Here is a 15873-nt window from a genome sequence, read left to right as displayed (position 1 = left end):
CTTTGCACGTCCGAAGAAGCGTCATACCCTGGGCGCCCACCGCGCTCGTGGCGATCTCCCTGCTCACCACGAGTTGCGCGAGCCACGACGACACCGCCTCCGCCCCGCGGGCCACCGCCTCGGCCTCCGCCCCGCACGGCTACGTCGAGGGGGCCCAGGAGAAGGCCGAGCAGCAGTCGCGGCTGCTGCTCAACGACCCGGCCACCGGCGACACCGCGGTCCTCGATCTCATCACCGGGAAGACACACAAGGTGTCCCGGACGACGGGCACCACCGAACTCACCACCGACGGCCGCTTCGGCTACTTCCACACCGCGGACGGAACCCACGTGCTCGACGGCGGCGCCTGGATGGTGGACCACGGCGACCACGTCCACTACTACCGCGCGGCGATACGTGACGTGGGCCGGCTGCCCGCAGGCCCGGGCACCGAGGTCCGCAGCGACGCCGCCGTGACCGCGGTGACCGACGAGGACGGCCGCGCCCGGATCTACCGCCGGGCCGATCTGGAGAAGGGCAAGGTCGGCTCCGCCCGCACGCTTCCCGGGACGCACGCGGGAGCTGTCGTGCCGTACGCGGAGCACCTGCTGGGCGTCACGGACGACGGGAAGGTCGCGGTGTACGACCGCGAGGGCCGGCGGGGCGCGTCGCCGGACGCCCGGTGCGAGGAGGCGCGGGGCGACGCCGTCACCCGGCGCGGAGTCGTCCTCGGCTGCGCCGACGGCGCTCTGCTCGTCCGTGAAGCCGACGGCGAATTCACCGCCCAGAAGATCCCGTACGGCAGCGACGTACCCGAAGCGGAACGGGCCAGGGCCTTCCGGCACCGGCCCGGCAGCGACACGCTCACGTCGCCGGCCGGAAGCCGGGCCGTGTGGGTCCTGGACGTCACCGAGCGCATGTGGACACGAACCAGGACCGGGCCCGTCGTCTCCGCCAACACCGCAGGCGAGGGCTCCGTCCTGATCGTCCTGGAGACCGACGGAGCACTCCACGGCTACGACATCGCCACCGGCAAGCAGGTCTCCAGGACGAAGCCGCTTCTGACGGGGGCCCCCGAGACCCGTACCGACGCGAACGCGGGACCGGTCATCGAGGTCGACCGCAGCCGCGCCTACCTCAACGACCCCAAGGGAAAACGCGTGTACGAGGTCGACTACAACGACAACCTGCGCCTCGCCCGCACCTTCGACCTGGACATCAAGCCGGCCCTGATGGTGGAGACCGGACGATGACCACAAGGACGCGAGGCTCGCGGCGGCCCCGCACCCTCCTGCTGGTCCTGCTCACCCTCGCCCTGGCCGGTGCCGGCACCGGCTGTACGAGCAGCGACGACCGGCCCCGGGTGGTCGTGACGACCAACATCCTGGGCGACATCACCCAGCAGATCATCGGCGACGAAGCCGACGTCACCGTGCTGATGAAGCCGAACGCCGACCCGCACTCCTTCGGCCTGTCCGCCGTGCAGGCCGCCGACCTGGAGCGCGCCGACCTGGTGGTCTTCAACGGGCTGGGCCTGGAGGAGAACGTATTGCGGCACGTGGACGCCGCCCGCGAGGCAGGGGTGGCCACCTTCGAGGCCGGCAAGGCGGTCGACCCGCTCACCTTCCAGGCGCATGACGACGGCGGCCCCGAGGAGGACGCCGGGCAGCCCGACCCGCACTTCTGGACCGACCCCGACCGCGTCCGCAAGGCCGCCCGTCTGATCGCCGACCAGGTTGTCGAGCACGTGGACGGCGTGGACAAGCAGACGATCCGCGCCAACGCCGAACGCTACGACGCGCAACTCGACGACCTCACCACCTCGATGGAGAAGTCCTTCGACCGCATACCCGAACATCGGCGCGCGTTGGTGACCAACCACCACGTCTTCGGCTACCTCGCCGAACGCTTCGGCTTCCGGGTGATCGGCGCGGTGATCCCGAGCGGTACGACGCTGGCCTCACCCAGCTCCTCCGACCTGCGCTCCCTCACCCAGGCCATGCGCAAGGCAGGAGTCCGGACCGTATTCGCCGACTCCTCCCAGCCCAAGCGGCTGGCCGAGGTCCTGCGCACCGAACTGGGCGGCGGCGTGCGCGTCATCGAGCTCTACTCCGAATCGCTGACCGAAAAGGGCGAGGGTGCCGGCACCTACCTGCAGATGATGCGCGCCAACACCACCGCCATGACCGACGGCCTGACCGGCGCCTGAACCAGCCCGCCCCGCACATGAGCCCTGGCCGACCGGCCGCTCGAGCACACCCCCACCCACTGCCGCACCCGCGCGGCACAGAAAGGAACACACCGGTGAACAAGTCCATACGCAACAGAGCCTTCACGGGCACGGCCCTCGCCCTGGCGGCCTCTGCTGTTCTGACCGCATGCGGAGGGGAGGACGGCTCCTCGTCCGACGCGAAGGCCGAGGCAGCGCCGAGCAAGAAGGCCGTGGCGGTCAAGGACCCGGTGGTCGCCACGTTCGACGGCGGACTGTACGTCCTGGACGGCGAAAGCCTGAAGCTGGGTGGCACGATCGAGCTGCCGGGCTTCAACCGGCTCAACCCCGCCGGCGACAACTCCCACGTCATGGTTTCCACCGACGCCGGCTTCCGCGTCCTGAACGCCGCAGAACAGACCCTCACCAGCGTCGAGTACAAGGGCGCCAAGCCCGGTCACGTCGTCCAGCACGCCGGCAAGACGGTGCTCTTCACCGACGGCACCGGCGAGGTCAACGTCTTCGACCCCACCGACCTCAAGAGCGGCAAGAAGCCGGAAGGCCGCACCTACACCTCCGCCGAACCGCACCACGGCGTCGCCATCGAACTGACCAACGGCGAACTCCTCACCACCCTCGGCACCGAGGAGAAGCGCACCGGCGCCCTCGTCCTGGACAAGAACAACAAGGAGCTCCAGCGCAACGAGAAGTGTCCCGGCGTCCACGGCGAGGCCGCCGCCAAGGGCGAGGCCATCGGCATCGGCTGCGAGGACGGCATCCTGATCTACAAGGACGGCAAGTTCACCAAGGTCCAGGCCCCCGACGAGTACGGCCGCATCGGCAACCAGCGCGGCAGCGACACCTCGCCCATCCTCCTGGGCGACTACAAGACCGACCCGGAGGCCGAACTGGAGCGGCCGACCCGCATCTCCCTCATCAACACCGAGACCGCGAAGCTGCGCCTGGTCGACCTGGGCACCAGCTACTCCTTCCGCTCACTCGGCCGCGGGCCCCAGGGAGAGGCCCTCATCCTCGGCACCGACGGCGCCCTCCACATCATTGACCCGGAAACGGGCAAGGTGGACAAGAAGATCCCCGTCGTGGACGAGTGGCAGGAGCCGCTGGACTGGCAGCAGCCCCGGCCCACCCTCTTCGTACGCGACAACACCGCGTACGTCTCCGAACCGGGCAAGCGCAAGCTGCACGCCGTCGACATCGAATCGGGCAAGAAGGTCACCTCTGTGACCCTGCCGCACAGCACCAACGAACTCTCCGGCGTCGTCGCGGGCCACTGATCCTCCGACCTCGGTGAGGCCGTCCCACACCGGGCACTGGCTTGTCGTTGCCGCGCCGGTGCACCGTGGTCTCACCGAGGTGGTCCGAGCAGACCCGTCACCTTGGACGGGCCGCTGGGAGACGCGGGCCACGGGGGTTCCCCGGTTGCCAGAGCCGTGACTACGCGTCCAGGCCACATCCCGCGTCGCCGCAGGTCACGGTGCCTGGCCTCCGCACCGTGCTCGGGGCGGAAACGGCCCGATCGGCGGCGGACGGTGCGGCACCTCGAGGACGCGCACTCCCGGCATCGTGCCTTGGCGACGGGGGTGAGCCCGCCGCCCCTGGGCGACCGGGTCAGGGCGATGTGCCGGGCCCGGCCACGGCGACTGCGTCGCTCCGGGCGGTTGTGATCAGCCCTGCGGAGGCTGCCCGGGACCTCGCTGTGGTGCGGGTCGGCATGGTGAGTACGGCGAGGCAGCCGACGACCAGGCCGATGCCGGCCCACCCCAGCAGGGGCAGCCGTTCACCGACGACGAGGACGGCCAGGACGGCCGCGACGGCGGGTTCCAGCAGCGAGAGGGTGGTCGCGGTGCTGGCCGGCACGTGCGCCAGCCCCCAGCCGAACAGGATGTAGCCGGCGAGCATGGGCACCAGAGCCATGTAGGCGCCGACGGCCGCGTTGGACCAGGAGGCCAGGAGGGGGGCACCGGTGGCCGACAGCACCGGCATCAGCAGCAGCCCGCCGATCCCGAAGACGGTCCCCATCGCCGCACGGGAGGTGACACCCCGGCTGATCAGGCGGTGGGCAGCCCAGGAAAACAGGGCGTAGGTGAGCCCGGCCACCAGGCCGAGTCCCACACCGAGCACGGTCTCGCCCGCGGAGCGTGCGCCGGGACCGGAATGGGAGCCGACGGCTTCGGCCGCGCACAGCAGGACCGTCCCGGACAGGCCCAGAACGGCGCCGGTGATCCAGCGGCGCGTGAGGCGGCGCCCGTCGACTACACGCTCGATCAGGGCCGAGGCGAGCGGGGCCGAGCCGATCGACACGACCGTGCCGACGGCGACCCCGGCCAGGTGCATGGAGCTGTAGAACGCCAGGGGATAGGTCCCCACCGACAGCGCCCCCACCAGCACCGCGCCCTTGTGTGCACGCAGCCGAGGGCCCTCTCGGCGGATACGGGGGGCGGCGATGAGTCCCTGGAGGAGTCCGCCCAGGCCCATGGCCACGGCCCCGATCGCGAGCGGCCCCACTGCGGGGGCGAAGGTCGCGGCGGTGCCAGTGGTGCCCCACAGCACGGACGCGATCAGCACGCACACCGCCCCCACGCCCGTCGAGCCGGCCGTAGGTCCGACGGCCCGCGTCACAGCCGGTCCAGCAGGTCGGCCGCCATCGCCCGGGCGTGCTCAAGACGTGCCCCCGCACCCTCCAGGCCGGCCCGCGCCGTCGCTCCTTCCAGCAGGAACGACAGGTGTTCCGCCATGGCGCGGGCTTCCTCGGGCCGCCCCGGCAGCAGCTGATCAAGATGCCCGGCGAGCAGATCCTCGACCTCTTCCTTGTGCCGGCGCACCACGGCCCGCCCCGCGTCACCGGCAGGCAGCTCGGCGGCGGCATTCAGCAGGCCGCAGCCCCGGAAACCGTGCTCGTAGGCGAAGGCCGCATGATCGGCGTACGCGTCGAAGACGGCCAGCACGCCGCCGCGAGCGTCCTGTGCCCCTTCCAGTCTCCGCCTGTACAGGCCCAGCCACTCCTCGTGCCGCGCATCGAGGTAGGCCATCACCAGCTCGGCCTTGGAGGAGAAGTTGTTGTACAGGCTCATCTTCGCCACGCCCGCCTCGGCGGTGATCGTGTCGATCCCCGTCGCCGCCACGCCGTCCGCGTAGAAGCGCCGGGCTGCGGCAGCGAGCAGCTTTTCGCGCGCTGTCCTCATCACACCGCCTCTCTGTCACTAGGTAGGTCAGTCTACCTAATGGCCGGAAGGGCACCCGCTCGGCGTCGGCCTTCTCTCGCTGCGGCCCTTCACTTGGTACAGCTCAGCGCCAGTTCCGTTGCCGGTATCTGGTGCACCAGGTGTGGCGCCATCGAGGAATCGGGCGATGGCGACCTCGGCCCGTACGAGCCCCCACAACAAGCGCAGGTCAGTAGGGACGACCGCCAAGATGGTCGACAAACGACTATCTGGCGGCTATCTTGAGCCACCACGCGGCAGCGAGAGCAGGTCGTCCGATGGTCGACATACGACAATCCGGCGGTCAGTTTGAGCCACCACGCGGCATTCCGCCCATCCTGTTGCTCAGAAGGAGAGCCGGGCAGAAATGATCGAGATACATACGAGTCGCGCTGTTGGTCACTGCCACCGTGGTCAGCGATCGGGTCCCCGATCAGGTCATCCCCGACGCGGGAACAGGCGTTCCTGGACAGGACTCCTCCCCCTGCAGGTCGGCGAGTTCCGCCTCGGCCTCGCCACGGTGGTGCGGGTGGTGCCGGTGGTGCAGAACCACGTATGCCCGGGCGTCCCCGATGCCGAGGACCTGCTCGTCACCGACAGCGCGGACACGTCGCTGCGGCGGTGGCGGGTCGACGCCCGCGGATTCCTCGACTGACCGACCCCGGGACGACTCCCCCGGCCGAGCGCGAATCGACCGCCCCCCGTGAAGGAATACCTGACATGAGACTCAAGAACGTCGCGGCCCTGGTGACCGGCGCCAGCAGTGGCATCGGGCAGGCGGTGAGTTCCCACTTCCGCCGTGAGGGTGCGCGGCTGCTGCTCACCGGTCGCAGGGAGCGGCTCGACAGCGTTGAGCCCGACGACCTGTACATCCCTGGAGACCTCAATGACGAGGCGTTCGTCGAGCACCTGGCCAAGCAGGCCGCCGAGTCCCTCGGCACCGTCGACGTCGTCGTCCTCAACCACGGCCTGCAGGCCAGCAGTCCGCTCACCGAGATGGCCGTCGACGACGCGAAGGATGTGCTCGACAGCAACCTGCTCAGCGCGTTCCTGGTGATGAAGCACTTCGCGCCACTGATGCCTTCCGCAGGTGGCTCGTTCGTCTGTATCAGTTCACGGCTCGGCATGGTCGGCAAGCCCGGGGAAGTCCTGTACTCCGCCGCCAAGGGAGGCCTCATCATGCTCGCCAAGGGCGCAGCGATCGAATGGGCTCCCCGCAACATCCGCGTCAACGTCGTCGCTCCCGGCCTGACCGCCACCCCGATCATCGAAGCAGCGATCCAGCGCAGCGCCGATCCCGAGGCCTACCGCCGCGAGCGCGAGGGTCAGATCCCGCTGCAACGCCTCGCCACCCCTGAAGAGGTCGCCGACGCGGTCCTCTTCTTCGCATCATCGGAGTCGTCGTACATCACCGGAGCGGTCCTCCCGGTTGACGGCGGATACACCGCCTTCTGAGCACCCCCGCTTCTGTCGTACGTGAAGGTCGCGAACCGCGGGACCGGTCGAAGCGATGAGCGGATGCCATCCGGCACCCCACGGGGCCCAACGCCCAGTCCGACGGGTTCCTGACCATTCCCAGCCAGTGAGAAACACCACCCCTCCGGGATCTGAGCGCTCCCAGCGCCCTTCCCTTTGAGTAAGGAGCAGACCCATGCGAGTCAGCAGAAACGTGAGCGTCCCGATCGTCACTACGGCCCTGGCCCTCGCGCTCGCCGCGTGCGGGGCGAGCGGCACCGGGCAGAACGTGGGGGCGAAGAGCACGAAGCAGGGCGGGGGTTCCGGTGCGTCGGCCGAGCACACCGACGACATCTCGGTGGGCGTGAAGCCGGACGCGAAGGCGGTGAAGCTGCTGCCCGCGGCGGTGAAGGCCAAGGGCACGCTCTCGGCGGCCATGGACCTGACCAGCCCGCCCACCACGTTCATGGCGTCGGACAACAAGACCCCGATCGGGTTCAACCCGGACATGGCCCGGCTGATCGCCGCCAAGCTCGGCCTGAAGCTGCAGATCAACAACATCAAGTTCGACACCATCATCACCGGCCTGCAGGCCAACCGGTACGACTTCACCGCCTCCACCATGGGCGCCACCAGCGACCGGCTGAAGGTGCTCGACATGGTCAACTACTTCAAGGCCGGGACCGGAGTGTCCGTCCCCTACGGCAATCCGCAGAAGCTGGGCACCCACACCCTGTGCGGGCACCGCGTCGCCGTCCAGTCCGGCAGCACCGCGGAGCTGCAGTGGCTGCCCCAGCTGTCCAAGCAGGACTGTACGAGCAAGGGCAAGGCGGCCATCAAGGCGGTGACCCTGCCCAGCGTGAACGACGCGCTGACCCAGCTGGCCTCCAAGCGGATCGACGCGGTGATGTACGACTTCACCGGGCTTCAGTGGGCGGCCACGCAGCAGCCCAATACGTTCGAGGTCCTCAAGCCTTTGGTGGCCACCAAGACCGTGACCGTCGCGCTGAAGAAGGACTCGCCGCTGACGCCCGCGGTGCAGGCCGCCATCCAGTCGATCATCGACAGCCCCAAGTACGCCGAGGCGCTGGGCCGCTGGGGTTTCAAGGACCTGGGGATCACGACCGCGGCCATGGCCGTCCCGCAGGACTGACATGTCCACGGATCTGATCGGTACGAAGACCAGGAGCGGACCGGTGTCACAACTGCTGGCCGAAGAAAAGAAGCGCATCACGCCGAAACGTCCGCGCGACTACGTCGCCTGGGCCGTCGCGACAGCGATCGTCGCCGGTCTGGTGTGGACCACGGTGACCAACGAGAACTATCGCTGGCCGGTGGTGTTCAGCTACTTCACCACCGAGACCATCCTCAACGGCCTGCTGATCACGCTGCTTCTCACCGCGGCCAGCATGGCCCTGGGCACGCTGCTCGGGCTGATTCTGGCCGTGATGCGGATGTCGCACCTGCGGCCCGTCTCCGGGCTGGCCCAGCTCTACATCGCCTTCTTCCGCGGCACCCCGGTGCTCGTGCAGCTGATCTTCTGGTTCAACATCGCGGCGCTGTACCCGAACATTTCCATCGGCATCCCCTTCACCGACATCTCCACGCCGGTGAACGTGAACGCGATCATGACACCGATGACCGCGGCCGTCGTGGGGCTGACGCTGAACCAGGCCGCCTACATGTCCGAGATCATCCGCGGCGGGTTCGCCTCCGTCAGCCGCGGACAGCACGAGGCCGCCGAGTCCCTGGGCATGTCGGGATTCACCAAGCTCCGCCACGTGATCATCCCGCAGACCATGCCGGCGGTCATCCCGGCCACCGGCAACCAGGTGATCGGCATGCTCAAGGAAACCTCCCTGGTGAGCGTCCTCGGCGTCGCCGACCTGCTGCAGAGCGCACAGTCGATCTACTCCCGCAACTACCAGACCATCCCGCTGCTGATCGTGGCCAGCCTCTGGTACCTGATCATGACACTGGTGCTGAGCGTGCCGCAGTCCATGATCGAGCGCCGCTTCTCCCGCTCGACCAGGACGCGGCTCACCCCGGCCGCCACCCCGGCCGAGCCCGGGGCCGGCCAGCCCGTCCCCACCACGAGGGAGTCCCTGCTGTGAACGCCGACGGAACCATCGTCGCACGCAAACTGTGCAAGAGCTTCGGACGCCACCAGGTCCTGCGTGACATCGACCTGACCGTCGCAGCCGGAGAGATCTCCTGCATCATCGGCCCCAGCGGCTCCGGCAAATCAACCCTGCTGCGCTGCATCAACGGCCTGGAGACCGTCGACCGCGGAGTCCTGAAGGTCAACGGAGAGGACTTCGGCTACGTCGAGAAGGACCACGCCTACCACGCCGTCCGCCCCCAACGGCTGGCCGAACAGCGCACCCGCATCGGCATGGTCTTCCAGCAGTTCAACCTGTTCCCCAACATGACCGCCGAAAGCAACGTCATGTCCGGACCGGTACTGGTACAGAAGAAGAACCGCGAGGCCTGCCGGGAACAAGCGCGAGAACTGCTGGCCAAAGTCGGCCTCGAAGGGTGCGGCCACAAGTACCCCGCCCAGCTCTCCGGCGGCCAGCAGCAACGCGTCGCCATCGCCCGGGCGCTGGCGATGGAACCCACCATCATGCTCTTCGACGAACCCACCAGCGCACTGGACCCCGAACGCGTGGGCGAAGTACTCGCCGTCATGCGCGACCTCGCCGGCAACGGCATGACCATGCTGCTCGTCACCCACGAAATGGGCTTCGCCCGCGAGGTCGCCGACGAAGTGCTGTTCATGGACGAAGGCATCGCCGTCGAACGCGGCGACGCCCGCGAAGTCCTGGGCAACCCCCGCGAGAAACGAACCCAGGCCTTCCTCGAAAGAGTCCTGTAGCAGGGCACGGACCTGCGGCAGCGGTTCGGTAGCGCGCCCGGCCCGGCTTTCGCTCCAGTCAAAGCCGTCGTCTTCGGCGAGCTTGTGGACCTTGGCCGGGGTGGCGCCGATGCTGTGACCCGTGGTCCATGTCCAGGCCGCGGGCGGCGACCGGGCCGATGTGGATGCGAATGGCCGCCCCAGGGGCCGGGGCGGCCTGGTAGCCGAGTCCGGTGACGGCTTCGGCCAAGGGCCTGGATCGCTCCGTATGTGGCGCGTTCATCTGATGCGTGGGTGCACTCGCGCGAAGAACCCGATCCACCTCGTGCTCCACCGCAACCTGCGTCGCCGCACGTCTCTGACCGGCGCGGCAACACCGTGCAGATCAGTCCGCCGTTCATCGCCACCGACGACGAGGCCCGGCGTCTCGTGGCCGCCATCGACACCGTTCTCTCCGCCCAGGAAGCCGAACAAACACCACACGCACGCTGCCCGATGCCGAACCGTCCGCCCTGGCCGGTTCGGAAAAGGTTCTGACCAACCTCGATCTCGCCGTGCCGGGCGTGACCCGCACCTTCGACGTCCATGATCCGGCGACCGGCCAGGTGATCGCGCAGGTTCCCGACTTCGGCGTCCAGCAGGCTGTGGAGGCCGTCGCCCGTGCCGACGAGGCCGGCCAGTTGTGAGCTGCCACCACCGCCCGGCACCGCCTTCAGCAGCGCCGTGCTGGCCGATCCGCGGGTGCGCAAAGTGTCCTTCACCGGTTCGACCGCGGTCGGCAAGGTCCTCCCGGATCTGGGGGCGGACGACGTGCTGAAGAGCTCCATGGAGCTGGGCGGAAACGCCTCGCTGCTGGTCTTCGACGACGCCGGCCTGGAGCGGGCCGTCGACGGGGCTTCGCCGCCAGGACGCGCAACGGCGGACAGTCCTGCATCGCCGCCAACCGCATCCTCGTCCAGGACGGCATCGCCGACGCCTTCACCCGACCGGCCGGCCGCCTTGCAGATCGGCAACGGACTCGCCCCCGGCGTGGGGCTCGGCCCCGTGACCGACCACAACGCCGTGACCACACTCACCGGCCGGGTCGAGGACGCCACCCGCCGCGGCGCACACCTGCTCACCGGCGGCTCCGCTCCCAGCCACCCCGGCACGTGCTTCGAACCGACGCTCCTGGACCACGTACCGTCCGACTCCGACCTCGCCCGCACCGAGATCCTCGGGCCCGTCGCCGCCGTCCAGCGCTTCTCCCACCAGGACCAGGCCATCGCCCGCGCCAACGACACCGAGCACGGCCTGGCGGGCTACGTCTTCACCGAGGACCTCGACCGCGCCTTCAACGTGGACGACCAACTGGCCACCGGCCTGGTCGGCATCACCCAGGGCGTCCCCTCGAACGCGGCCGCACCGTTCGGCGGCATCAAGCAGTCCGGCCTCGGACGCGAGGGCAGCGGCGAAGGACTCGAGGAATACGAGGAGATCCGCTACTACAGCCTCCGACTGCGCCCCACCACGTGACCCGTGTTGGGGCCGACACCCCTGCTGTCGCTGCTCAGGGGCTGGCGGGACTGAGAGAGGGCTGATGCGGCTGTAAGGGGCAGGGTCATGAGCGAAACCGGAACGGCGGCAGAGCGTCCCAGGCGGGCGACAGCGCGCGAGAGGCTGCTCGCCGCTCCAACGGGGCCCTGACTGACCATCGTGGCCCTCGCCGTAGAGGCCGACGTCCCCCGCGACGCCCTCACCCGGCGACACTTCGACCTGCAGAACGAGTTCTGCGCCAAGGTCAAAGCCCGAGGACAGCCCACCGACGCCGAGACCCGGCTGCCACCCCGTCCACCGCGGCGGCGGTGCCGGGATTCAGCGGCCCGCGGACGCCGGCCACGCCCCACTGGTGTCCTGGTCATCCTCTACGGTCCCGGTGTTTCAAGCACCCCGGTGCGGCTGTTGCCGTTGTCGTCCTTGCTTTTCACACAGCCGTCGCGGACGGGCCATGAGCTTGCGAGCGCTCCCGGACATTCGTCACGCGGAGGGGGAGGTCGGTCGGGTTACGGGCTCGCCAGGGGGTGCCGTCCCGGGCCGGTCAGTTGAGGAATCCGCGGGCGTCGACCGGCCACCGCTGCAGCGACGTACCCGTGCTGTCGGTGACGATCAGTTCCTCGAAATTGATGACGACCGGGCATACGTGGTTCGGCACCACCGGTATGACGGTGCCCACGCTGGGGCGGAAGTCGCCGTCCGGCAGCGGGAGGAATCCGTGGTACTCGTTGAGCTTGGACAGGACGGCCTTCGTGCCGGCGACACCTCCGTAGCCGAGCTCGGGGCTGCCTTCGCGGCTGAGGGCCTTGGTGCCCGCATCGAGGATGAGCTGGTCGGGGACCCAGTCGCTGACCACGGTGGCGGCGACGAACAGTGCGATCTGGTCGTCCGTGCAGGCGCCGAGCCGGGTGTTGTTCAGGTCGCAGAAGACGTACTCGCCGGGACGGATCTCGGTGATCACGCTGCTGGTGGAGAACTCGACGGTGGGCGTGGAGCCGGCGCTGACCACCGCTGCGGTGATGCCGACGCCGGCGAGGCTGCGTACCGCGGTGGTGAGCGCGGCCTCCTGGTCCTGCGCGGCGCGCTCGCGAGCGTCCCGGCCGGAACTGCCGTGACCCGGATAGGTGAAGACACCCACCGGCACCAGGCCGCGCTTGCGGGCGGCGAGCGCGAGGTCGCCCGCGAGCTCGGGCGGCGCCCCTGAGCGACGGGCGCCGCAGTCGACCTCGATCACGACCTGCAGCCGGTCCGGTTCGTCTCCCATCGCGTCGGCGAGGGCCTCGATCGCCGCGACGTTGTCGACGCCGACCCGCAGCCGGGCGGACTCGGCGAGCCGGCGGATCCGGGGGCCCTTCGTTCCCGCGGGCCAGATGGGATAGGCGAGGAAGATGTCATCGAATCCGGCCGCGGCGAAGACCTCGGCCTCACCGACATTGCCCGCGGTGATCCCGACCGCACCGGCCTCGACCTGGCGCCGCCCGATCTCCACACACTTGTGCGTCTTGACGTGAGGCCTGACGTCGAGGTTGTGCTGGTCGGCGAAGCCCTGCATGCGGTCGATGTTGTCCTGCATGACGTCGACCAGCACGATCGGCGCGGGAGTGTCGATTCGCTCGACCAGGGTGTCGAGTGCTCGTTGAAGCCGGTTCACGCTGCCCTCCTTTTTCTGGTTCTGCCTGGGAATGACCGAGGGGCGCGGGTGTGAATCCCTCGGCATGCCGAACGTGCGCGGCCCGCGACATCGCGCGCTCGCGCCACACCAGCGTCGTGTTCGCCCTACACCTCGGTACGGACCATCTGGATCCCGACCGGACCTGAGCGGTAGTCCGCCGACACCGCTTCCCTGAGGTGCGCGACGACGTCGTCCAGGCTCACGGTCAAGGAACGCTCGACATTGATCCAGTCGTCCTTGGCGTGAGCGAGGAGGTACTCGCGCCGTTCGGGTGTGCGCTCCGCGCGCCAGTTCGTGATCAGTGCACGCAGTGTGAGCCGCGCCAACGCGGCAACCGGGAGCAGCGGGAGTTCCGAGGCCCGGATCGGGCGCGTGCGCTGGTAGCCGGCGGCGAAGGCGCAGGCCTCCCGCCAGGGGTGATCCGGCGTCCTGCCGAGCAGGTTCGCCATGGGAACGGCGGGGTCGAAGATGACGGCGCTGCGCACCGTGTCGCCGAAGTCGATGACACCGGTGACGAAGTGATCGCTCTTCTCTGGGTCCACCACGATGTTGTAAGGGCTGAAGTCACCGTGGATCACCTGTGTTTCGAGATCACTCAGCCTCGGGACGACGTTCTCGCCGAAGAGCCGGAAGACCGACCGGGCCGACTGACGGTGCTCGGGACTCGGCGTGTGCTCGACCAGTTCGGTCATCTGGTGGAAATGCCGGATGTCCCATGCCAGACCTCGTCGGTCCGCCGGGTGCGTGAACGGCCTGAGCGCCACGTCGATCAGCCCCAGCATCTCTCCCGCCTCGCGGAGCTGCTCCGCGTGCGGGTGCGCGTCGGCCAGGACCTGGCCTTCGACGAAGTCGAACACCCGCAGGATGCGAGCCCGGCCGTCGTTCAGCCTGATCGTGACGTGGTCGTCTCCGTCCGCGGTCAGCTTCACCCGCTGGACGGGCAAGTGCGCGGCGGTGGTTTCGAGGTAGCGCATCGCGGCGGTCTGGAGGGCGACGACCGCCTCCGCCTCGTCAGGTGGTGAGACCTTCACGAGGTAGTTGCTCGAGTCGGTGCTGAGTCTGAACGTGTCGTCCTTCTCGGTCGCCAGTCGTCCCAGGCTCCCGGTGAGGCGGTAGTGCTCCTCGAGGAGGATGCTCACCAGCAGCACGTCGACGGGCTCGTGGGACGACGTCAGGCCGCTCTCCTCGAGGAGCCGCTGAGCGTGGTTCTTAGCTGGTGAGGTGTTCACGGTCAGTCCCTATCGAAGGAGCCAGGCTGCGACGTGTCGATTGTCGACGATAAGATTATTGTCGACAACTGTCAACAGGCTCGAACCTCCCCGCGATTCCCGGAGAGCGGTGTGTCGAGCCGGTGGGGGGTGAACTTCATGGCGCCGCCCTCTCCTGCCGGTGCGTCCGCTGCGAACGCGCGGCGCGTGGGTCAGGCGCTTTGCGAGGGTTCCCCAGGGTGGGCCTGAGGGAAGTTCGGGCCTGTTTGACAGTTGTCGACAATGCGCTTATCGTCGACAATCGACAAGGGTTTCGGCCGATGCAGCGGAGCAACCCCGGATCGAGACTGAAGGTGTGCCTGCCGATGACTTCGACGCTGAGTCGGGCGATAGCCCACTACCCCAACCGGTTCGACCCCGGGGTACTGGGCGAGCTCCCCGAGCACCTCCGAGAGACCATCCAGCGCCGGAACAAGGTCCTGGGCCCGGGCTACACACTCATCTACAAGGAGCCGGTCGAGTTCGTCTCCGGTCACGGGGCCCACCTGATCGACCGTGACGGCAACGACTACCTCGACGCCTACAACAACGTCCCCTGCGTCGGACACGCCCACCCCCACGTGGCCGAGGCCGTCGCCCGCCAGATGACGGCGGTCAACACCAACACGCGCTACGTCCAGGAAGCCCTGGTCGACTACGCGGAGCGGCTGCTCGCGACCTTCCCCGCGGAGCTGTCCAGGCTGAGCATCGCGTGCAGCGGGTCGGAGGCGAACGACCTGGCGATGCGGGTGGCACGGTTCCACACGGGCGGCGAAGGCATCATCGTCACCCGCTGGGCCTACCACGGCATCACCCGGGAGGTGGCGAGCTTCTCGCCGCACCTGGGCGCGGGATCACCGCTGGGCCCGAACGTCCGGCTCATCGATCCGCCGGACCCGCGCCTCGCCGCGCCGGGAACCACGCTCGCCGAGCACATGCGGCAGCAGGTACGCGGCGCGGTCGCCGACCTGGAGCGCCACGGCTACCGCCTGGCGGCGCTGATCACCGACTGCGCCTACACCAGCGACGGCATCTTCACGGACCCGGTCGACTACATGCAGGCCGTGGTGGAGGAGGTGCACGCGGCCGGCGGTGTCTACATCGCGGACGAGGTCCAGTCCGGATTCGCCAGGCTCGGGGAGTCGATGTGGGGCTTCACCCGCCACGGCGTGCTGCCGGACATCGTCACCATGGGCAAGCCGATGGGCAACGGCAGGCCGATCTCGGGCGTCGTCTTCCGCCCCGAGGTCTGCGAGGAGTTCGGACGCAACGTCCGCTACTTCAACACCTTCGGCGGCAGCTCGATCCCCGTGGCGGCCGGCGCTGCGGTGCTGGACGTCCTCGAGAAGGAGAACGTGCAGCAGCGCGTCCTGGAGAACGGCAACGCTCTGCGCGCGGGACTGCGGGAGATCACCGAGAACTCCCCCTACGTCGCCGAAGTCCGCGGCGCCGGCCTCTACGTCGGCGTGGAGATCGTGAAGGACCGCCAAACTCTTGAGCCGGACCGGCTGCTGACCGAAGACGTCATCAACGACATGCGCGATCGCCGGATCCTCATCAACGGCACGGGCAAGTCGGCGAACACCCTGAAGATCCGCCCGCCGCTGGCCTTCGACTCCGCCGATGTGACCCGATTCCTGGAGACCTTCGCCGAGGTCGCGAAAAACCGCCTGTGACAGCCTGACCGATCGGCAACCGGA

General features: G+C 68.9%; 14 protein-coding genes. 10 read left to right on the top strand and 4 right to left on the bottom strand.

Going from position 1 to position 15873, the window contains the following annotated elements:
* Positions 1 to 2: 2 nt before the first annotated feature.
* The 3 genes from ACZ4YY_RS11215 to aztD all read left to right on the top strand — a co-directional run bounded on the left by ACZ4YY_RS11215 (position 3) and on the right by aztD (position 3483).
* Complete coding sequence (locus ACZ4YY_RS11215; RefSeq protein ID WP_468286954.1) at positions 3 to 1232, top strand: hypothetical protein; 1230 nt, start codon at positions 3 to 5, stop codon at positions 1230 to 1232.
* Positions 1229 to 2188, top strand: a complete 960-nt coding sequence (gene aztC, locus ACZ4YY_RS11210; protein ID WP_468286951.1) for a zinc ABC transporter substrate-binding protein AztC — start codon at positions 1229 to 1231, stop codon at positions 2186 to 2188. Before ACZ4YY_RS11215 ends, aztC begins: the two co-directional genes overlap by 4 nt.
* Positions 2189 to 2283: 95 nt before the next feature.
* Positions 2284 to 3483, top strand: coding sequence for a zinc metallochaperone AztD (gene aztD, locus ACZ4YY_RS11205; protein ID WP_468286948.1), 1200 nt, complete (start codon positions 2284 to 2286; stop codon positions 3481 to 3483).
* Between the two features lie 334 nt (positions 3484 to 3817).
* Here the strand turns inward: aztD and ACZ4YY_RS11200 are convergent, their stop codons facing one another.
* Together ACZ4YY_RS11200 and ACZ4YY_RS11195 are read right to left on the bottom strand one after the other, a co-directional pair.
* The gene (locus ACZ4YY_RS11200) at positions 3818 to 4774 is read right to left on the bottom strand and encodes a DMT family transporter (RefSeq protein ID WP_468286945.1); all 957 of its coding nucleotides are present in this window, start codon (positions 4772 to 4774) and stop codon (positions 3818 to 3820) included.
* Between the two features lie 50 nt (positions 4775 to 4824).
* Positions 4825 to 5391 carry a TetR/AcrR family transcriptional regulator gene (locus ACZ4YY_RS11195; RefSeq protein ID WP_468286942.1) on the bottom strand — a complete coding sequence of 189 codons (567 nt, stop codon included), beginning with the start codon at positions 5389 to 5391 and terminating at the stop codon, positions 4825 to 4827.
* Positions 5392 to 6129: 738 nt separating this feature from the next.
* On the opposite strand from ACZ4YY_RS11195, the gene ACZ4YY_RS11190 reads away from it, so the two are divergent.
* The 6 genes from ACZ4YY_RS11190 to ACZ4YY_RS11165 all read left to right on the top strand — a co-directional run bounded on the left by ACZ4YY_RS11190 (position 6130) and on the right by ACZ4YY_RS11165 (position 11236).
* Complete coding sequence (locus tag ACZ4YY_RS11190) at positions 6130 to 6864, top strand: SDR family NAD(P)-dependent oxidoreductase (protein ID WP_468286940.1); 735 nt, start codon at positions 6130 to 6132, stop codon at positions 6862 to 6864.
* A gap of 196 nt (positions 6865 to 7060) precedes the next feature.
* Positions 7061 to 8017: an ABC transporter substrate-binding protein gene (locus ACZ4YY_RS11185; protein ID WP_468286937.1), complete on the top strand. Its 957-nt coding sequence runs from the start codon at positions 7061 to 7063 to the stop codon at positions 8015 to 8017.
* Between the two features lies 1 nt (position 8018).
* Positions 8019 to 8978: an amino acid ABC transporter permease gene (locus ACZ4YY_RS11180; RefSeq protein ID WP_468286934.1), complete on the top strand. Its 960-nt coding sequence runs from the start codon at positions 8019 to 8021 to the stop codon at positions 8976 to 8978.
* Positions 8975 to 9742, top strand: coding sequence for an amino acid ABC transporter ATP-binding protein (locus ACZ4YY_RS11175; RefSeq protein WP_468286928.1), 768 nt, complete (start codon positions 8975 to 8977; stop codon positions 9740 to 9742). The genes ACZ4YY_RS11180 and ACZ4YY_RS11175 overlap by 4 nt, the downstream gene beginning before the upstream one ends.
* Positions 9743 to 10284: 542 nt before the next feature.
* Positions 10285 to 10407 (top strand): hypothetical protein, encoded by a 123-nt coding sequence (locus ACZ4YY_RS11170; RefSeq protein ID WP_468286923.1) that lies wholly within the window; start codon positions 10285 to 10287, stop codon positions 10405 to 10407.
* The gene (locus ACZ4YY_RS11165; RefSeq protein ID WP_468286921.1) at positions 10382 to 11236 is read left to right on the top strand and encodes an aldehyde dehydrogenase family protein; all 855 of its coding nucleotides are present in this window, start codon (positions 10382 to 10384) and stop codon (positions 11234 to 11236) included. Before ACZ4YY_RS11170 ends, ACZ4YY_RS11165 begins: the two co-directional genes overlap by 26 nt.
* 562 nt (positions 11237 to 11798) lie before the next feature.
* Here the strand turns inward: ACZ4YY_RS11165 and ACZ4YY_RS11160 are convergent.
* Together ACZ4YY_RS11160 and ACZ4YY_RS11155 are read right to left on the bottom strand one after the other, a co-directional pair.
* A complete protein-coding gene (locus ACZ4YY_RS11160; RefSeq protein ID WP_468286918.1) occupies positions 11799 to 12905 on the bottom strand; it encodes an alanine racemase in 1107 nt (368 codons plus the stop codon).
* 125 nt (positions 12906 to 13030) lie between these two features.
* Positions 13031 to 14155, bottom strand: coding sequence for a phosphotransferase (locus tag ACZ4YY_RS11155; RefSeq protein WP_468286916.1), 1125 nt, complete (start codon positions 14153 to 14155; stop codon positions 13031 to 13033).
* Positions 14156 to 14499: 344 nt separating this feature from the next.
* Here ACZ4YY_RS11155 and ACZ4YY_RS11150 point away from each other — a divergent pair, with 344 nt between their 5' ends.
* Positions 14500 to 15849: an aspartate aminotransferase family protein gene (locus tag ACZ4YY_RS11150; RefSeq protein WP_468286913.1), complete on the top strand. Its 1350-nt coding sequence runs from the start codon at positions 14500 to 14502 to the stop codon at positions 15847 to 15849.
* The last annotated feature ends 24 nt before the right edge of the window (positions 15850 to 15873 follow it).

The organism is Streptomyces sp. NPDC030143 (assembly GCF_055573695.1).
This window is presented reverse-complemented; position numbering and strand designations above follow the sequence as displayed.